Source organism: Phenylobacterium sp. (genome assembly GCF_036495085.1).
GTDB lineage: Bacteria > Pseudomonadota > Alphaproteobacteria > Caulobacterales > Caulobacteraceae > Phenylobacterium.
In genome coordinates this window covers 52,423-70,173 of sequence record NZ_DASXNL010000011.1, presented here as the reverse complement: position 1 = coordinate 70,173, position 17,751 = coordinate 52,423, and the positions used below count along the sequence as shown (strand labels likewise).

Genomic DNA, 17,751 nt, shown 5'->3' with positions numbered 1-17,751 from the left:
CCTTCCTGCTTGAGCACCCGATAGTCGGGCGCCGGCAGGCCGCGCGCCATGGCCCATTCCTGCAACATGGTCTTGGGGTCCTTGGTCGGAGCGTCGAGGTTGTCGAGCAGGTCGGCCCAGAAGGCCAGTACGAAGTCACGGGCGGCCGAAAAACCGGCCTCGAGATAGAGCGCGGCGATCAAGGCTTCGCAAGCGTCGCCCAGCACCCGGTCATTATCCCGCGCGCCCACCTTGGTGGCGCTGGCGTCGACCCGCATGGCGTCACGAAGGCCGGCGCGACGGCCCGCGTCGGCGCAGGCGCGGTAGTTGACCAGCTGGTTCATCAGCTTGGAGAGATCACCTTCCGTCGCCTGCGGACGAAGCCGCATGAGCTGCTCGGCGACAGCGAGATTGAGGACACGGTCGCCGAGGAACTCCAGCCGTTCGTTGTCGCGGATCTTCGGCGAGCCCTTGGTCACGCTGCCATGGGTCAGCGCGCGCTCGAGAAGATCGCGGTCGACGAACACGTGGCCGATGCGGCGCTCAAGCTCCGCGACTGCGGCCACCCGCGTGTTCATTGGAGCAGGGTGAAGAACCGGCTGGGCTGGAGGTTCAACACCCAGGTCCACGGCTTAAAGATCGAGGCGCCGGGCTTCCAGGACAGCAGGATGATCTGCGCCTTACCCTCGAGGTTCTCTTCCGGGACATAGCCGACCCCGCCAGCCTCCGGCGAAACCCGGCTGTCAGAGGAGTTGTCGCGGTTGTCGCCCATCATGAAATAGTGGTGCTCAGGGACCAGGAACTCGTCGGTGTTGTCGAGGTCGCCCGTCGGGCCGAAGTCGTTGGTGACGAAGGTCCGCCCGCCCGGCAGCGTCTCGCGGTAGCGCGTCACATCATGCATGAAGCCGTAGCCCGAATCCTCGCGCACGGTGCCCAGGCTCACCCGCGGCACCTGTTTGCCGTTCAGGTAGAGCAGCCCCTGCTTCATTTGGATGCGGTCGCCCGGCACGCCGATGACACGCTTGATGTAGTCGGTGTTGTTGTCGTGCGGCAGCTTGAAGACCACGATATCGCCCCGATGCGCCGGGCGCGAGAAGATCCGGCCTGAGAACAGCGGCGGGCTGAACGGGATCGAGTGTTTCGACCAGCCGTAGGTCCATTTCGAGACGATGATGTAGTCGCCCTCGTAGAGGTTGGGCTCCATCGACGCCGAGGGGATCGTGTAGGGCTGGAAGAACAGCACGCGCAGGAAGAGCGCGATCAGCAGGGCATAGACGATGGTCTTGATGATCTCGACGATCTCGGACATCGCGCCGTGTTTTTCGGGGGGCGCTGAAGCCTGCATGGTCTCGCTCATAGGTGGTCCTTAGGGAGTCGCCCGACTTCGCGGACGGGCCGTTGCTACGCGTTGCATGGCGCGCGAGCAAGTTCTCTGCCCGTGAAGATAAGGTCATGACAGGAGGTTTAGGGTCGCGGGGCCGCGTGACAAGGACGCGCGGGACGCCCAAAAGCGAAGCATGACCGCCCCGACGCTCAAGCCTGTTCACGCCCTCCTCGCCCTCCTTGTCATGGTGATCTGGGGGACCAACTTCGTGGTCATCAAGCTGGCGCTCGCCCACTTGCCGCCGCTGACATTCGCAGCGTTGCGGTTCACGCTCGCCGCACTGCCGGCCGCCTTCTTCATCAAACGCCCAGCCGTGGCTTGGCGGACACTCGCGGCCTATGGCGTGCTGATCGGGGTCGGGCAGTTCGGCCTGCTCTACATCGCCATGCGCGGGTCAATCTCACCGGGGCTGGCCTCGCTGGTGGTGCAGACCCAGGCCTTCTTCACAATCGGTCTCTCCATGGCTTTCACCGGCGAGCGCCTCCGAGGATTCCAGGTCGCCGCCCTTCTGCTGGCGACTGCTGGACTGGGCTGGCTGATGGCCCATGGCGGAACGGATGTGACGCCGCTTGGGCTGGGGCTGGTGTTGATCGCTGCGATGAGCTGGGCGGCAGGCAACACCGTGCAGCGTGCCGCCAATCCCGCCAACATCCTGGGTTTCGTGGTGTGGTCGAGCCTGTTCGCGATCCCGCCGCTGTTTGCACTGGCCCTGCTCTTCGACGGCTGGCCCGCGATCGCGGCGGGACTCACCCGCTCGACGCCGGCCACCTGGGCGGCGGTGCTCTGGCAGTCCGTCGGAAACACGCTCTTTGGCTATGCAGCCTGGGGCTGGCTGCTCGGCCGCTATCCGGCCGCAACCATCTCACCTCTTTCGCTCTTGGTCCCGGTCTTCGGCATGGCGGCGTCAGCTGCGCTGCTGGGGGAGCCCCTGTTGGCCTGGAAGGTGACCGCAGCGGCGCTGGTGTTGAGCGGCCTGGCGCTCAACACCTTCTGGCCGATGCTCCAGCGCCGCCGCGCGGGCGTCCATGCCGGCAACGTGAAGACCGCGCGAACACGCTAGCGGGAACATCCAGAACCGCTCGCCGGTTGAGGGGTAGCGGGGGAGTCCCGCTGGTGTCAGGAGGAGTTGTTGATGATCAAATCCACCACGGCCGCGATCGCCGCACTGGCAATTCTTTTCGGTGCGGGCGCGGCCAGCGCTCAGAAAATCGACGCCAACGGACGGTGCCATGACGCCTCGGGTAAGTTCGCGAAGGCTGAAGTGTGCGGAGGCGCTACGGCCACCAAGACGACCAAGACCACCAAGACCACCAAGTCGGTTGAGTCAGCGGCGGCGCCGGCTGCGGCGACAGCGCCGGCGGCGAAGACCACAACCACCACGGCCAAAACGACGACCACGACGCAGAAGTGCAAGAACGACAAGGGCAAGTACGCCAAGTGCGGCACGCCAGGCGCGCATCCCGCCTAGTTCAAGGGGATCCGGGCCTTGCCGGCTCCCGGGAGCCGGCAAGGCCGCGTAAGCGGCCTATTCGGGCACCGCCTCTATGATCACGAAGGCTTGGGCGTAAGGGTGGTCGTCAGTCAGGCTGAGGTGGATCACCGGGCGGTGCCCGGCGGGCATCATCTCCAGAAGCCTGGCTTCCGCGCCGCCGGTCAGCGCCATGGTGGGCTGGCCCGAGCGCAGATTGACGACCCCCATGTCACGCCAGAACACACCGCGTCGAATGCCGGTGCCGAGCGCCTTGGCGCACGCCTCCTTGGCGGCGAAGCGCTTGGCGTAGCTGGCGGCGCGGTCGGACTTGCGCTCCGAGCGGGTACGTTCGACATCGGTGTAGATGCGCTGAGTAAAGCGCTCGCCGAACCGTTGAAGGGTATTGTCGACCCGTCGGATGTCGGAGAGGTCGGAGCCGATACCGACGATCATGCGATGATCATCTTTGCATCGCCTCGGCCAGTTCCCCTGAAGACGCTCGAGCCTGATCCATGAGCGCGCGCATCCGCTGGATAGCCGGCCCCAGGCCGATAAAGATCGCCTCGCCGATCAGGAAGTGTCCGATGTTGAGCTCCCTGAACTCCGGGATGGCGGCGATGGGCTTGACCGTCTCGTAGTCGATCCCGTGGCCTGCGTGGACCTCCAGGCCCAGGCGTCGGGCCTCGCGGGCGGCGGACTTGAGGGTCTCGAGCAAAGTCTCTGCGCCAGGCGCGCGCTCGCGGACCGCCTGGCAATAGGCGCCGGTATGCAGTTCCACGACCTGAGCGCCGCACGCACTGGCGGCGGCGACCTGGCTGAGGTCCGGGTCGACGAAGCAAGAGACGCGGATGCCCGCGCCGGCCAGCCGCGCGACCACCGGGGCGATGGTGTTGTGGCCACCTGCGACGTCGAGACCGCCTTCCGTCGTGACCTCTTCACGGCGCTCCGGCACAAGGCAGGCGGCGTGCGGACGGTGAGCCAGCGCGATAGCCTCCATTTCCCGGGTCACCGCCATCTCCAGATTCAGCGGCCGGCCACGCCGTTTGGTGATCAGCGCCAGAGCGTCGATGTCGGCATCGGAGATATGGCGACGGTCCTCGCGCAGGTGAGCGGTGATCCCGTCAGCGCCGGCGGCCAGCGCGATCTCGGCGGCGCGCACCGGATCAGGGTAGCCCTCCCCTCTGGCGTTCCGCACGGTGGCGACATGGTCGATGTTTATGCCCAGCCTGAGCTTCGTCATCTCACCTCCGCTCGTCCCGGCCGGGGCCGGGATCCAGATGCAACGGCTCAGATGTGGGCTTCCTGGGCCGGGCGCCAGTCCAACCCGCCGCTGAGCGTCGAGTCTGGGCCGCGCCCCTCGCCGGATTGAGCGGATAGAGGCTGGTCATGCGCGCAGCCGCTTGGATCCCGGCTCTTCAGCCGGCAGGGCCGCGAGTTCAGGGGGAAGGTTGTCGGCCGGATAGGTCGGGACATCCAGGCTGGCCAGGGCCACCAGCGGAAAGCCCACATCGGCCCGGCCGCCCGAGCGGTCGACGATGCAGGCGCAGCAGAGCACCGTTCCGCCGGCCGCCTCGATCGGCTCCACGGCTTCGCGGAAGGAGCCGCCGGTGGTGATCACGTCCTCGATGACCACGACCTTTGCGCCAGGCGCTATGCGGAAAGCGCGGCGCAGCTTGAAAGCTCCGGCTTCGCGCTCGACGTATATGGCCGGGACTCCCATCCAGCGCGCGGTCTCGTAGCCCGGGATGATCGCGCCTACGGCGGGCGAGACGATGATATCGGGCTTGCCGAATTGGGCCTCGATCTTCGCGGCCAGGGCCTTGCACAGGCGCTCCGTGCGCTCAGGGTACTGAAAGACAAGGTTCTTCTGCAGGAACATCGGACTGTGCAGGCCTGACGCCAGGATGAAGTGGCCTTCGCGCAAGGCGCCGGCGCCGCGAAATTCGTCGAGGACCTGTTCGGTGTTCATAATCGCTGGATAGACCGGTTTCGCGCCGCTCGAAAGATAGTGACGACCTGCCTGGTCTGGACTGTTGCAGCCTTGCGTAGCTCTGCCTTAGGTGCGGACATGCGTAGGATGCTGATCGGCCTCGCCCTCGTTCTGATCGCCTGGATCGCCGGCGGCGCCGTGATGGTGGCCGCGGCGGGTCCGTTCAGGCCGTCGGGCAGGTTTGTAGACATCGGAGGACGCAAGCTTCGGTTGGTCTGCACGGGTCCGCAAAGCGACAAGCCGACGGTCTGGATGGAGGCCGGCGCTTTCGGCCTCGCCGCCGACTTCGCTGCGATCCAGGAGAAGCTGGCGACCAAGGGGATCCGCAGCTGCGCCTACGACCGGGCCGGTATGGGCTGGTCCGATGACGGACCGAAGCCACGTGACAGCAAAGCCATCGTCGGCGACCTGGAAAAGCTGATCGCCGCCTCGGGCGAGCGCGGGCCGTTCATCCTGATGGGCCATTCCATGGCGGGCCTGCACACTCGCCTGTTTGCCGGGCGCAACCCGCAGAATGTCGTGGGTCTGGTGCTGATCGAGGCCACGACGCCCGAACAGATCGACAGCACCGGAACTCACAAATTCCTGACCGCCTTCACCGCAATCAGCCGCCTGGCGGCGGCCTCGGCGAGCGTCGGGACGACGGCCCCGTTTTACTATGTGGCCGGCGACCGCATCGGCCTTCCGCCGCAAGGCAGCGCCGAGAAGCGCCACGCCTACGTCTCGGGACGCCACGCCCGGACCGCCGAGAACGAGGTTGTGAACTGGCCGCGCAGCGCGGCAGAGGCAAAGCTCGCGCCGCCCTACGATCCGCGCTGGCCGGTGGCGGTGATCGTGGCCGGTGGTCGAGGCCTGGGGCCTGAGTGGAACGATGCGCGCAGAGTTCCGGAGCGCGCCTCGCAGGCCGGCAGCTTCGAGGCCGTGGAGGGGGCGTCCCACACCACTGTCCTTGGACTGAAGTATGGGGACGCAGCCGTGCGCGGCGTCGAGCACGTCCTGGCGCATTTAGCCGCCGGCGCCTGAAGGCAGGACCGCACTCAGTCCTTGCGCCGGTCCACCGTTTCGACGCTGGGGTTGGCTCGCAGGGCGGCTGCGATATGGGTCAGGTGCTTGGCGTCGGTGACGTCGACGTCGACGTCGACGTCGAAGAAGTCGGCCTGGCGGTGGTGCATGCGCAGCTGGACGATGTTGCCGCCGGCCTCGCCGATGATGGTGCAGACCTGGCCCAACACCCCCGGCGCATTGCGGATCGTGGCGATCAGTTTCGCGCGCGCGATGGAGTTTCGCTCGGCCTCCGGTGTCCACTGCAGGTCGCGCCAGAGCTCCTCATGGTCCTCGAAGCTCGCCAGCCGCTCGCAGTCGATGGTGTGAACGGTGAGGCCTTTAACGTCGTCGTCAATGATCCCGACGATCCGATCGCCCGGCACGGGCGAGCAGTGCTCGTCGAAATGGATGCTGATACCCCCCGTCAGGCCCCCGCCCCGGACGTAGAGCTTGGCCGACTTGCCGTCTTCGATACGGTGGCGAGCGGCCGCGGCTCTGCGCTCGTCCGCCTTCAGGCCGGGGAAAAGCGCCTCCAGGACCTGGGGCGGAGAGACGCGCCCGCGGCCAACGGCGTCAAACAGCTCCTCTTCCGTGGCGACGGCGAAGCGGTCCAGAGCCGGGCGCAGCGAGACGTCCTTGCGGGATTTGCCAGCCGCCTCGAAGGTCTGGTCGACCGTGGCGCGGCCCAGCCTGGTGAATTCTTCTTTCTCGGTCTGACGGATGTGGCGGCGGATAGCCGAGCGGGCGCGGCCGGTGACGGTGATCGAACGCCAGTCCGGGGGCACCACCGGCTTACCGCCGCGGATCACCTCCACGACGTCTCCGTTCTGCAGCACTGTGCGCAGCGGCTTCAGCTCGCCGTTGATCTTCACGCCGATGGCCGTATCGCCGATGTCCGTGTGCAGAGCATAGGCGAAGTCGAGCGGCATCGCCCCGGTCGGCAGGCTGACCAATTGTCCCTTGGGCGTGAACACGAAGGCCTGGTCGAGGAACATCTCCAGCTTGGCGTGCTCGACGAGTTCCTCGGCATCGCCGCCGTGCTCAAGCACCTGGACGAGGTGGCGCAGGTTCACCAGCGGGTCGCGACCGCCGGCGGCTTTCTGGTGCTCCAGGTCGAACCCGTAGGACTTGTCCTTGTAGCGCCAGTGTGCGGCGACGCCCTCCTCCGCCACGCGGTCCATGGCCTCGGTGCGGATCTGCATCTCGATGCGCATGCCGCGCGGGCCGACCACGGTGGTGTGCAGCGAGCGGTAGTTGTTGCGCTTGGGCGTGGAAATGAAGTCCTTGAACCGCTCCGGCACGCTCGGCCAGGCTCGATGGATGACCCCCAGCGCCCGATAGCAGTCCTCTTCGGTGTCGACGATCACCCGAAAGGCGTAGATGTCGGAGAGCTGGGAGAAGCCGATCGACTTGCGCTGCAGCTTTCGCCAGATCGAGTAGGCGTTCTTCTCGCGCCCGAATACCCGAGCCGGCACGCTGGCCGCTTCCAGCTTCGCGGCGATTTCGCCGGAAACCAGGCTGACCGCACCGCCCTGGTCATGGCGCAACGTCTCAAGCCGCCGGCCGATTGCGTCTCGCGCCACCGGGTTCAAGTGCTCGAAAGCCAGTTCCTCCAGCTCGGTGCAGATGCGGTGCACACCGATCGAGCGGGCCAGCGGGGCGTAGATGTCCAATGTCTCGCGGGCGATCCGCTCGCGCTTGGCGGGGCTGGCGATGTGCTGCAGCGTGCGCATGTTGTGCAGCCGATCGGCCAGCTTGACCATCAGCACCCGTACATCGCGGCTGATCGCCAGGATGAACTTGCGCAGGTTCTCCGCCTGGCGGAGGTGCTCGGAGGAGAGCTCCAGCTTGGATAGCTTGGTGACGCCTTCGACCAGCTCGCCGATCTCCTCGCCGAACAGTTCGTCGATCTCGGCGCGGGTGACCGGGGTGTCCTCGATCACGTCATGCAGGAGCGCCGTGACGATCGTTGCGGTGTCGAGGCGGTAGTCGGTGAGGATGCCCGCCACCTCGATGGGGTGGGCGAAGTAGGGGTCGCCCGAGGCCCGCTTCTGGGCCCCGTGCATCCGCATGGCGTAGACGTAGGCCCTGTTGAGCAGCGCCTCGTCGGCGGTGGGGTCGTAGGAGCGGACCTTCTCGATAAGCTCGAATTGGCGAAGCATTTTTGGACGCTTCGCGGCTCCCGAGGGGGGAGCCGTCGCCGGGGCGTCCTTAAGAGGGGCGGCGGGTTGAGGCGCTGCCTTGGTGGTAAGGGGTTCTGCGCCTTCCGGGCTCAGTACCGCTCCTCCTGACCGCCGTCGCGGTCGCTTTGCAGGGCGCGAACCAGTTCGAGCTCGCTCATCTGCATGTGCGTCGGATCAGCCAACAGGGCGAGGGTTTCGGCCTCTTCCTCGGCTTCAGAGCGCTCGTCCACCCGCTGCAGGGTGCCGATCAGGGTTTCCCGCAGTTCTTCGGCGTCCACCACGTCGTCGGCGATCTCGCGCAGCGAGACGACCGGGTTCTTGTCATTGTCGCGATCGACCAGGATCTGAGCGCCCGCCGAGATGGCGCGGGCCCGGTGGGCCGCCAGCAACACGAGGTTGAAGCGGTTGGGGACCTTTTCGATGCAGTCTTCGACAGTGACGCGAGCCATGGATTCCTCGGAACGGGGAGAGAACCAGCGAAAATAGAGGTTCGAGCCTGATTGTGCAACGCCGCAAGAGTCGCGGTCCGCGCCCCGGCCCGACTGAAGGATCGCGGCCTCCCGAAAGCTGCGCCGGAATCACGATCTTGCGAGCCGGCTCCGGCCACGGTTGACAGATCAATGTTCTGCAATCCCTTCTGCGCGCAGCAATCCGGAACCGGCAGCGCCGCCGCCAGAGATTGCATGCGAGCGTCATCGCGTTGGGGTCTGGAATTAGCGCCCGTCGGTTGAAGGCCGTGGGGGTCGGCCGTCAGCTCGGCGGCGCATATCGCGACCCGCAATAAAGGCGCTCAGCATGACCGCATCCTCAAACGTCGCCGGCCTCCTCACGACCGCCGCCGCGCTCAGCCTCTCTCTTGCCGTGGTCTCAGCCCGTGCGGCTGAGTTCAGCGTCACAAACCTGGTGTCGGACGGCTCGGTCCCGGCGGTGAACCCGCCTGACGCGAACCTGATCAATCCGTGGGGCGTCTCCTTCAGCCCCACTAGCCCCTTCTGGGTGTCCGACAACGGCACGGACGTCGCCACCCTCTACAACGGCGCAGGGGTGAAGCAGGGCCTGACCGTGTCCGTGCCGAGCGCGCCGACCGGACAGGTGTTCAACGGCACAGCCAACAGCTTCCAGATCAACGGCACGAAGCCGGCCTTCCTGTTCGACACCGAGAATGGCGGGATCCTGGGCTGGGCCCCTGCCTTCGGGACGACCGCCGTGGCCGCACCCATTGCCAGCACCAGCGCCACTGCGGTCTACAAGGGGCTGGCCATCGCCTCTAGCGGCGGCAACGACTTCCTTTACGCCACGAATTTTCGCAGCGGAATGATCGAGTCCTACGAGAATAACTTCAGCTCCCCGACCTTCTTCACCGACCCTGGCGTCGCCGCAGGCTACGCGCCTTTCGGCGCGCAGGTGCTGAACGGCCAGCTGTTTGTCACCTACGCCTTGCAGGACACAGCCAAACACGACGACGTCGGCGGCCCCGGAAACGGGTATGTGGATGTCTTCAACTTGAACGGCACGTTCAACCGGCGCATCGTTTCCCTGGGTGGCCCGATCAACTCGCCCTGGGGACTGGCCCTCGCGCCAGCCAGCTTCGGCCCCCTGGCAGGTGACTTGCTGGTCGGAAATTTCGGCGATGGGACCATCAGCGCCTTCAACCTTTCGACCGACGCGTTCGACGGCAAACTGCTTGGTACGGACGGGCAGCCGCTGGTTTTCGGCGATCTGTGGGCGCTCACGCCTGGCAACGGCGCGTCTGCAGGCAGCACTCAGAAGATCTATTTCACCGCCGGCGTGTCGGAAGAGAGCGAGGGCCTGTTCGGCAGCCTGACATACGTGCCGGAACCCGGGACCTGGGCCCTGATGATCCTCGGCTTCGGACTGACCGGGGCGGCCCTTCGCGCACGAGGCAGAGCCTTGCCCGCAGGTTGACTAGTGGCTGACGACCGCCGCCAGAAGTTCACCGGGATCGACTGCGAGCGCTCGCGCTAGGTCCGCGAACTCGATGACTTCAAGCCGCCTTTCGCCTCGCTCCGCCTTGGCGACTAACGACTGAGGTCGTCCAAGCACCGCTGCCGGTTCGGCCTGCGTAATGCCCCGGTTTTTGCGAGCCTCGGCGAGCCGGCTGATCAGACGCTGGTGGCGCGGCGAATGAAGCGTCTTTGCCATTGGGCCAGTCGCGCCCTCGCGGGTGAGACCACTTCGCTAATCCCGCTGCAGAATTATCCCATATTGGGATATTTGGCGGCGCACGAAGCTAGCGGCGGTTCAGATGCCCGTCAGAATTCCTCGCACGAAGCGGATCGATTTCGCGGCTTGGTTCGCAGCGCGGGATCGGATTGATGAGGAGCTTCGCCGAACGCCGGAAGCCGACGAGAAGCAGCGCGACCGCCTGCTGGACCGCAGCTACGAACTTGAGCGTCTCATCTTCGAAACCGAAAGTCGGGAGCTCAGCGCCATCCGCTTGAAGGCACGCCTACTGCTGTGGCTGATTACTGCAGAGCGGCCCGATGGGCTGAGCGCGGGTACTTAACGACGATTGGCCAGAGTGCCGACGCCACGACCTATTCTCCGCCTGCGTGTTTGGAGCTCGTTCACCACAGCAGGTTGTAAACCTTCAACGCATAACAGCCATAGTGAAGCTGTGTCCCACGTTGGAGTTTACGATGACGCCTGCGCCTGCGAGACGCGAGCGCTTCCCGTGGGAGCCGGAGTCCATCAACCGGGCGAACCTCGCCCAAGCGGCGCTGCGCCAGTTGCTCACCAGCAAGATCCCGGTCCGCGGCGAGCATTCCCAAATCTTGCTGGTGGCGGCCGGGGCACTGGTTGGTTTCGCAGCGCAGAACGCGGCTCTAGAGCAGGGCGAGCTCTTGACCTCGCGGCGCGATCTGGTGGCGCCGGAGAGCCTGATGCTGCGTCAGACCAAGGACGGTCGTCGCTTCCTTGGAGGCCGCTGGATCAACGCCGCCCTTCTACTGGGGTATGGCCACGGGTTTCCCCTGCAGCGCTTCGTGGTGCAGGCGGCTGCGGCGGCAGGCGTAAAACGGACCGAATTTGCTGACTACTGGGAGTTGGAGCGCCGCGTCACCAAGGCGTCCGCCGATGGCGAGTTCGGCCAGCTTGAGGCCGGCGAAGGCCGCACAATGTTGGGCCGCCCCCAGGACCTGTTGAGAGTGCTGTGGCCGTCGGTACGGCGGATCTTCATCGCCCCCATGCCTATGGAAGTTGCCGATGAACCGATGCTCAACGAGGCCCACTGGCCGATCGTAGCCTCACTGGTCGCCGCAAAGCTGATCGCCCTAACGGCGGAATCGACGCCGCCAGGCGTCGCTGCGGGGCTGGTGATGGAGGCGGCGTTCATCGGATCCAAGCTCGATCCGGAAACGGCCGACGCCGGCCGCTGGACATTGGGCCCAGGCGTGCGCGGCCTGCACATCGCGCGAGATGACCGGCAGCGCCGAGCCATCGCCTAACGCTGAGATTTCGAAACGGGCCGTGCGTCGCGCCCGACAGTTGCGCTCGCCGCAAGTTCCGCGGCGGTCCGGCCAAGCGCCGGGTGGCGCCAGGTCGGTGCGATCTCCGCCAAAGGCCCCATGACGAAAAGGCGCTCGTGAGCCCTAGGATGGGGCAATGCGAGCCCCGGGCGATCTTCCACCCGACGCCCATAGGCGATCAGGTCCAGGTCCAGAGTGCGCGGCGCGTTGGCCTCGCCGCGTAACCTGCCGAAGTCTCGCTCGATGGCGAAAAGCGCCTCCAGAACTGTCTGTGCAGGGCCGTTCGCCTCGACAATCGCGACACCGTTGCGATACTCATTTCCCCTCGGGTCGGGCCAGGCGGCGGACCGCCACCATCCCGAACGGGCAAGCACAGGCAATCCGGCCTGAGGGAACTGCGCGAGGGCCGCTTCGAGCAGAGCTTCGGAAGATACGAAACCGGCGGGGAGATTACTGCCCAGGGCCACGATGACTGCAGCATCGCCGCCCACCACGCCGACCTTCGACAGATTTGCATTCGGGAATTTTGAGATGACCTTTTACCCCACGGACCGACTGGCGCTCTTCATCGACGGGGCCAACCTCTATTCGGCGGCCAAGGGCCTGGGCTTCGACATCGACTACCGCAAGCTCCTGGAGGAGTTCCGCAAGCGCGGAGTGCTGATCCGCGCCTATTACTACACCGCCCTCGTCGAGGACGAGGAGTACTCGCCGATCCGCCCGCTGGTCGATTGGCTGGACTACAATGGCTATAGCCTGGTGACCAAGGCAGCCCGGCAGTACACCGACAGCCAGGGGCGCAAGCGCTGGCGCGGCGACATGGACGTGGAGATCGCCGTCGACATGATGGAGATGGCGCAGTCGGCCGACCACCTGGTGCTGTTCTCCGGCGACGGGGACTTCCGGGTGCTGGTCGAGGCCGTGCAGCGGCGCGGCGCGCGGGTGACCGTGGTCTCGACAGTGAAGTCGCAGCCGCCGATGGCCTCCGACGACCTGCGCCGCCAGGCCGACAATTTCGTGGATCTTGCCGACCTGTCCGACATCATCGGCCGGCCTTCGCGCCTGCCGCGGTTCATTCAGGAAAGCCGCGGCGAGCGCCATCACGCCCACGAGGAGGAGCCGGAGGCCGATGCCGAGGCCTGAGTCGGCGGCGCAAGCCGTCGGGTCGCCCGAGCCGCCGCGCGACTGTCCGTTGTGCCCGAGGCTGGTGGCCTATCGGGCGATCAATGCGGCGGCGAACCCCGAATGGTTCAATGGCCCTGCCCCGTCGTTCGGGCCTGCCGATGCTCGCCTGCTGATCGCGGGCCTCGCGCCCGGCAGGACGGGGGCCAACCGCACAGGCAGGCCGTTCACCGGCGACCACGCCGGGTGGCTGCTCTATGGCACGCTGATAAAGCTCGGCTTCGCGCGGGGGACCTACGATCCCGACGGCGAGGACGACCTGGAGCTGGTCGACTGCATGATCTCCAACGCCGTGCGCTGCGCCCCGCCCGGCAATAAACCTGAGACGTCCGAAGAGGCCAACTGCCGACCCTTCCTGACGCGCCGCATTGCCGCCCTCCCCCGCCTGAAGGTGATCGTGACCCTGGGTGACGTTTCGCGGCGCAATGTGCTCAAGGCCTTGGGTTTGAAGGGCTCGGCCGGCCTGCCTGGTCACGGGACAGAGTTCCAGGCAGGACCCTACGTCGTGCTGAACAGCTACCACTGCTCCAGGCTGAACACGAACACCGGGCGTTTGACGCCCGCCATGTTCGAAGCGGTGTTCGAGCGGGCGCGGGTGCTTCTGGACCTTTAGCCGGCCGAGGCGTCAGGCGCCCAGGCAGCCCTGAAGCTTCGGCAGTTCGTCGTGGATGATCGCGGCTATCTTCCATCCTGCCAAGGTGGCGACCAGGGTGTAGGCTGCGTCGAATTCGTAGAGCGGAGCGGTCGCCGAGTGGACCCGCCACCGGACCCGCGCAATTGCCGTCCGCTCGGTAACGCCCCTGACGTCGAGGTCCGCGATCTCTCCCCGAGCCACGCCCACGCGGCGATATAGGTCGATCAGCGGCGCCACGCGCTTGCGGTAGTCGCCGGCGGACGCCATCGAAAACGTGGCGACCCGCCCGGCATCGCTCATGATCTGACAAGGATACGCAAGCCGCTTCGCCAGGGCATCGAGATCGAACCTCTCGAAGGCCCGCGCATAGCCCCCAAAGAACCCACTGACGGTCGCCTGGTCTGCTGTCTCGTCCGACATCGCCAACTCCGGCTGTCGGCCAATCAACACCCTTCACAAGGAGCTTTCATGACAACGCGGCCGCCTTGCGGCCGGGCGCCGACTTCGCACAGACCGGCCCAGCCCAGGAAATCTTCACATGCACGCCTTCGCCGGATCGGCCTTCCCGGTGGCCGTGTTGTGGTTCGACCTGATGTTCGATGTCCAGACGCGCGGCCATGCCGGCGAGCGGTTGCCACAGTGCCGGACTCGATCGCCACCTATTTCCGCCGAGTGACCACCGAGGCCGATCCGATGGGTCGGCTGATCAGCGTCGTCATGCTTGCCACCCTGGCGGCAATCGTTGCGCAGTTCGTCTCCGGCGATGGGCCGCCCGGGCGGGCGATCCTTTCCATCGCGCTGTCCCTATTCGCAATCGGGCTGGCTGGCGCGCGGATCGTGCGCAACGTCAAGGCGCTTGCCGGCGGGAACGGAACGCCGGAGGCGCGCCGTTCTCTCGCGCGGAGAATCTACCGCGACCACCTTGGCGCCTGGCGGCGATGACGGCGGTGACCTGCCTGCAGCTGCTCGTCTAGCGCCCCTGGAACACGGGCTTGCGCTTTTCGAGGAAGGCGCGGCGGGCCTCCTGGCCGTCCTCGCTGCCAAAGGCCCTGCGGATATTGGAAACCTCGTAGCGGAGCTGCTGTTCCATGTCGGTGGACTCGCTGGACTTGACCATGCCACGCTTCAAAAGCCGCAGGGTGATCGGCGACCAGGCGCAGAGCTCCTGGCAATAGGCCGCCAGGCGGCCGGCGAAACTCGCGTCATCCACGGCCTCGCCCGCCATGCCCCAGGCCAGCGCCTCCTCGCCGGTGACGGTCCGGTTCTCCATCATGAAGCGCATCGCCTTTTCGTACCCCATGGCCTGCGGCAAGGTCACAGTCAGGCCCGCGTCGGGCGAGCCGCCGATCCGTGTGTAGCCGGCCATCAGCCGAGCGCTGCTGGCGATCAGACGGACGTCGGTGGCCATGGCGAGCCCGAGGCCCGCGCCCACGGCCACGCCGTTGATTCCGCCTACCACCGGTTTGTCGCAACGTCTGCGGATCGCCAACAGGAACTGGCCGACCCAGCCGATGTCGTCCAGTTGAGCGGTCTGAGGCGAGTGCGGCGAGTAAGGCTCGGCGCCGGGGGAGAGATCCAGCCCGGCGCAGAAGGCGTCGCCGCTACCGGTGATCGCCACGACCCAGACGTTGTCGTCCAGGGCAGCGGCGTCCACAGCCGCCACCACACCCCAGGCGAGTTCCTGGCTGAGCGCGTTCTTCTTGTCGGCGCGGTCCAGCGTGATGGTGCGGACGTGTCCGACGTCGGAGATCTTTACGGGGGCAGGCATGGCGCGTCGCTCTTGTGAGGTCTTGGGGAGCGGATAGTGCTGCCTTGACCTGCCGGAAGGCAAACCAACTTGCCATCCAACCCCGTGAGCGCGAATTTCCTCGCCTCGACAGCAAGGGGTGCGGCGGATGATCTTCGAGCAGATCGCTACGGGCGGATGTCAGTCTTACCTTCTGGGCTGCGAGAAGACCTGCGCAGCCGTGCTGATCGATCCGGAGCTGTCGCAGATCGACCACTACCGTGGGCTCTGCGCTCAGCACGGGCTGACCGTGAAATACGTCATCGACACCCACACTCATGCCGACCACTTCTCGGCCAGCCATGAACTCGGCAAGGCCCTGGGCGTACCGGTGGTGATGCATCGCCTCTCGCCAGCCCCGCATGCGGACATGAGGCTCGACGACGGTGACATGCTGATCGCAGGCGAGCTGCGGTTAAGGGCGCTGCACACGCCGGGCCATACACGTGACTCCATGAGCCTGGTCATGGAGGACCGGGTCTTCACGGGCGATGCGTTGTTGATCGGGGGCACCGGCCGCACCGACCTGCCCACCGGGGACCCGCATCAGCTCTATGAAAGTCTGTTTCAGGGGCTGCTGAAGCTGGCGCCGGAGACGATGGTGTTCCCGGCGCACGATTACAAAGGCCGCAGCCACTCCACGATCGGGGCTGAGATCGCTGACAATCCGCGGCTGCAGAAGACCGACCGCGCCGAGTTCGTAGCCATGATGCAGACGCTGGACCTGGCTGCGCCGACCCATCTGACCGAGGCGCTCAGGACCAACATGAGCGGCGGCAAGACCGTCTCGCAGCTACTCAGCGAGGCAGCCGCCAGGGTGCCTTTCATGTCCCTGGCCGAGCTCCACGAGCGGCTGAGCGGCAACCGTCGCGATCTGGTGGTCCTGGACATCCGCGAGAAGGACGCCTTTGACGCCGGGCATGTGCCCGGCGCGATCCACCTGCCCCGCGGCCAACTTGAACTGAGGGTCAACGGTGAACTGCCCGATCCTACCGTGCGCATCATCACCTGCTGCGAGTTCGGTAAGATCTCCACGCTTGCGGCCGCCACCTTGCGCGAACTGGGCTACGGCCGTGCTGGGGCGATGGACGGCGGCATGAAGGCGTGGCGCGAGGCTGAATTTCCGCTCGAGACCTGATGCCTCTCGCCTCGGCAGAGCCTCAAGGCTACGGTTGGGGCCTTAGTCGCTCAGTGGATTTCCTGCCTTGAAAATCAGCTTGTTCCTCGGCCTGGCCGCGTCGGCCGCCGTGTTCGCGTTGCCGTCCTCGGCGGCGCCTGCGCTCCCCACAAAGCCCGACACCGCTTTGCACGACCAGGCGCTTGATCTGCTGAAGAAGGGCATTGCGTTCCGCACCGTGATCCCCGGCGACCAGGTCCCGCGCTATGCGGAGTATCTGAAAAGCGTGCTGGTTGAGGCGGGTTTCAAGCCTGAGGACGTGAAGATCGAGCCGGTGGCGGGCAGCGCCGTCCTGGTGGCGCGCTATGCCGGCGCCGACCCGTCGAAGAAGCCCATCGTGGTCATCGACCACATGGATGTGGTGGAGGCCAGGAAGGAGGACTGGACGCGAGACCCGTTCACCCCGGTCGTGGAGAACGGCTACGTGTTCGGCCGCGGCGCGCTGGACGACAAGTTCGACGTCTCGATGATCGTGACCGTGCTCGCCAAGCTGAAGCGCGAAGGCTGGAAGCCGGGCCGAGACGTGATCCTGGCGCTCTCCGGCGATGAGGAAACCCTGCAGCAGACCGCACGGAAGTTCGCGGCCGACCTGAAGAACGCCGAGCTTGTCCTGAATGGCGACGCGGGCGGCGGCCAGCTCTCAGAGGACGGCAAGCCAGTGTTCTATGGCCTGCAGGCTGCGGAGAAGACCTACGCAGACTTCCAGATCACGGTGACCAATCCCGGCGGCCATTCCAGCCGCCCCGGCAAGGTCAACGCCATCTACCAGCTCGCGCAGGATCTTGGCCGGCTGGCCGCCTATCAGTTCCCGGCCATGCAGAGTGAGATCACCACGGCCGCGTTCAAGGCCGCAGCGGCCAGTACGCCGGGCGCAGCCGGCGATGCGCTGCGCCGCTATATCGCAGACCCTCACGATCAGGCGGCCATCGCCACCCTGTCGGCGGACCCGGACTTCGTGGGCCAGCTGCGCACCACCTGCGTCGCGACGATGATCAACGGCGGCCACGCGACCAACGCCTTGCCGCAGAAGGTGGCCGCCAACGTCAATTGCCGCATCTTCCCCGGCACGCCGTCGGAGGAGGTGCGCCAGACGATCATCAAGGTGTTGGCCGATCCCGGCGCCACCGTCGAGCGCCAGAGCGACGGGGCGATCGATGCGGGCCCCTCACCCCTTCGCGCAGACGTGCTCGCGGCCGTGACCAAGGCCGTGCACGCGCGCTATCCAGGCCTGCCCGTGGTGCCGAACATGTCGGCGGGGGCGACCGACAGCATGTTCTTCCGTGCGCTCGGCGTGCCGGCCTACGGCGTCGCGGGCGTCTTCATGAAGTCCTCGGACGACTTCGCCCATGGTCTGAACGAGCGCGTACCGGTGGCGACCATCGACGGGGCCCTGGCGCAGTGGGAGAGCGTACTGAAGGACCTCGCGAAGTAGA

Annotated in this window: 22 protein-coding genes; 11 read left to right on the top strand and 11 right to left on the bottom strand. The window is 66.3% G+C overall.

Going from position 1 to position 17,751, the window contains the following annotated elements; all coding sequences use genetic code 11:
- Both rnc and lepB read right to left on the bottom strand, forming a co-directional pair.
- The coding region (rnc, locus tag VGI62_RS01820; RefSeq protein ID WP_331502680.1) for a ribonuclease III at window positions 1–545 on the bottom strand (545 nt) is incomplete at its 3' end.
- A gap of 8 nt (window positions 546–553) precedes the next feature.
- Entirely contained in the window at window positions 554–1,336 is a 783-nt protein-coding gene (gene lepB, locus VGI62_RS01815; protein WP_331502679.1) for a signal peptidase I, read from the bottom strand.
- Window positions 1,337–1,496: 160 nt separating this feature from the next.
- Here lepB and VGI62_RS01810 point away from each other — a divergent pair, with 160 nt between their 5' ends.
- Both VGI62_RS01810 and VGI62_RS01805 read left to right on the top strand, forming a co-directional pair.
- Window positions 1,497–2,423, top strand: a complete 927-nt coding sequence (locus VGI62_RS01810; protein ID WP_331502678.1) for an EamA family transporter — start codon at window positions 1,497–1,499, stop codon at window positions 2,421–2,423.
- Between the two features lie 72 nt (window positions 2,424–2,495).
- On the top strand, window positions 2,496–2,831 hold the full coding sequence (locus tag VGI62_RS01805) for a hypothetical protein (RefSeq protein ID WP_331502677.1): 336 nt from the start codon (window positions 2,496–2,498) through the stop codon (window positions 2,829–2,831).
- Window positions 2,832–2,888: 57 nt separating this feature from the next.
- Here VGI62_RS01805 and acpS read toward each other — a convergent pair whose 3' ends face one another.
- The 3 genes from acpS to pyrE form a co-directional block, all read right to left on the bottom strand.
- The gene (gene acpS / locus VGI62_RS01800; protein ID WP_331502676.1) at window positions 2,889–3,287 is read right to left on the bottom strand and encodes a holo-ACP synthase; all 399 of its coding nucleotides are present in this window, start codon (window positions 3,285–3,287) and stop codon (window positions 2,889–2,891) included.
- Between the two features lie 7 nt (window positions 3,288–3,294).
- Window positions 3,295–4,074, bottom strand: a complete 780-nt coding sequence (locus VGI62_RS01795; RefSeq protein ID WP_331502675.1) for a pyridoxine 5'-phosphate synthase — start codon at window positions 4,072–4,074, stop codon at window positions 3,295–3,297.
- Between the two features lie 144 nt (window positions 4,075–4,218).
- Window positions 4,219–4,803 (bottom strand): orotate phosphoribosyltransferase, encoded by a 585-nt coding sequence (gene pyrE, locus VGI62_RS01790; protein ID WP_331502674.1) that lies wholly within the window; start codon window positions 4,801–4,803, stop codon window positions 4,219–4,221.
- 99 nt (window positions 4,804–4,902) lie between these two features.
- Between pyrE and VGI62_RS01785 the strand changes: the two genes are divergently transcribed.
- Window positions 4,903–5,847 (top strand): alpha/beta hydrolase, encoded by a 945-nt coding sequence (locus VGI62_RS01785; protein WP_331502673.1) that lies wholly within the window; start codon window positions 4,903–4,905, stop codon window positions 5,845–5,847.
- A gap of 14 nt (window positions 5,848–5,861) precedes the next feature.
- Here the strand turns inward: VGI62_RS01785 and VGI62_RS01780 are convergent, their stop codons facing one another.
- Window positions 5,862–8,030 (bottom strand): bifunctional (p)ppGpp synthetase/guanosine-3',5'-bis(diphosphate) 3'-pyrophosphohydrolase, encoded by a 2,169-nt coding sequence (locus tag VGI62_RS01780; RefSeq protein WP_331502672.1) that lies wholly within the window; start codon window positions 8,028–8,030, stop codon window positions 5,862–5,864.
- A 110-nt stretch (window positions 8,031–8,140) separates the two neighbouring features.
- Entirely contained in the window at window positions 8,141–8,500 is a 360-nt protein-coding gene (gene rpoZ / locus VGI62_RS01775) for a DNA-directed RNA polymerase subunit omega (RefSeq protein WP_299544812.1), read from the bottom strand.
- A 346-nt stretch (window positions 8,501–8,846) separates the two neighbouring features.
- On the opposite strand from rpoZ, the gene VGI62_RS01770 reads away from it, so the two are divergent.
- On the top strand, window positions 8,847–9,977 hold the full coding sequence (locus VGI62_RS01770) for a TIGR03118 family protein (protein WP_331502671.1): 1,131 nt from the start codon (window positions 8,847–8,849) through the stop codon (window positions 9,975–9,977).
- Here VGI62_RS01770 and VGI62_RS22380 read toward each other — a convergent pair whose 3' ends face one another.
- Window positions 9,978–10,214: a helix-turn-helix domain-containing protein gene (locus tag VGI62_RS22380; protein ID WP_414695618.1), complete on the bottom strand. Its 237-nt coding sequence runs from the start codon at window positions 10,212–10,214 to the stop codon at window positions 9,978–9,980.
- A gap of 103 nt (window positions 10,215–10,317) precedes the next feature.
- Here VGI62_RS22380 and VGI62_RS01765 point away from each other — a divergent pair, with 103 nt between their 5' ends.
- Window positions 10,318–10,578, top strand: coding sequence for a hypothetical protein (locus VGI62_RS01765; protein ID WP_331502670.1), 261 nt, complete (start codon window positions 10,318–10,320; stop codon window positions 10,576–10,578).
- A 133-nt stretch (window positions 10,579–10,711) separates the two neighbouring features.
- Complete coding sequence (locus tag VGI62_RS01760; protein WP_331502669.1) at window positions 10,712–11,518, top strand: hypothetical protein; 807 nt, start codon at window positions 10,712–10,714, stop codon at window positions 11,516–11,518.
- Here VGI62_RS01760 and folK read toward each other — a convergent pair.
- Window positions 11,515–12,033, bottom strand: a complete 519-nt coding sequence (gene folK, locus VGI62_RS01755) for a 2-amino-4-hydroxy-6-hydroxymethyldihydropteridine diphosphokinase (protein ID WP_331502668.1) — start codon at window positions 12,031–12,033, stop codon at window positions 11,515–11,517. The genes VGI62_RS01760 and folK overlap by 4 nt on opposite strands.
- 37 nt (window positions 12,034–12,070) lie before the next feature.
- Between folK and VGI62_RS01750 the strand changes: the two genes are divergently transcribed.
- Window positions 12,071–12,682: an NYN domain-containing protein gene (locus tag VGI62_RS01750; RefSeq protein WP_331502667.1), complete on the top strand. Its 612-nt coding sequence runs from the start codon at window positions 12,071–12,073 to the stop codon at window positions 12,680–12,682.
- Window positions 12,669–13,334: a uracil-DNA glycosylase gene (locus VGI62_RS01745; RefSeq protein WP_331502666.1), complete on the top strand. Its 666-nt coding sequence runs from the start codon at window positions 12,669–12,671 to the stop codon at window positions 13,332–13,334. Before VGI62_RS01750 ends, VGI62_RS01745 begins: the two co-directional genes overlap by 14 nt.
- A 12-nt stretch (window positions 13,335–13,346) precedes the next feature.
- Here VGI62_RS01745 and VGI62_RS01740 read toward each other — a convergent pair whose 3' ends face one another.
- Window positions 13,347–13,775 (bottom strand): hypothetical protein, encoded by a 429-nt coding sequence (locus VGI62_RS01740; protein WP_331502665.1) that lies wholly within the window; start codon window positions 13,773–13,775, stop codon window positions 13,347–13,349.
- 219 nt (window positions 13,776–13,994) lie between these two features.
- Between VGI62_RS01740 and VGI62_RS01735 the strand changes: the two genes are divergently transcribed.
- A complete protein-coding gene (locus VGI62_RS01735) occupies window positions 13,995–14,297 on the top strand; it encodes a hypothetical protein (RefSeq protein WP_331502664.1) in 303 nt (100 codons plus the stop codon).
- Between the two features lie 28 nt (window positions 14,298–14,325).
- On the opposite strand, the gene VGI62_RS01730 is transcribed toward VGI62_RS01735, so the two are convergent.
- Window positions 14,326–15,123 (bottom strand): enoyl-CoA hydratase/isomerase family protein, encoded by a 798-nt coding sequence (locus tag VGI62_RS01730; protein WP_331502663.1) that lies wholly within the window; start codon window positions 15,121–15,123, stop codon window positions 14,326–14,328.
- Between the two features lie 127 nt (window positions 15,124–15,250).
- On the opposite strand from VGI62_RS01730, the gene VGI62_RS01725 reads away from it, so the two are divergent.
- Together VGI62_RS01725 and VGI62_RS01720 are read left to right on the top strand one after the other, a co-directional pair.
- Complete coding sequence (locus VGI62_RS01725) at window positions 15,251–16,279, top strand: MBL fold metallo-hydrolase (RefSeq protein ID WP_331502662.1); 1,029 nt, start codon at window positions 15,251–15,253, stop codon at window positions 16,277–16,279.
- Window positions 16,280–16,346: 67 nt separating this feature from the next.
- Window positions 16,347–17,750, top strand: coding sequence for a M20/M25/M40 family metallo-hydrolase (locus tag VGI62_RS01720; RefSeq protein ID WP_331502661.1), 1,404 nt, complete (start codon window positions 16,347–16,349; stop codon window positions 17,748–17,750).
- The last annotated feature ends 1 nt before the right edge of the window (window position 17,751 follow it).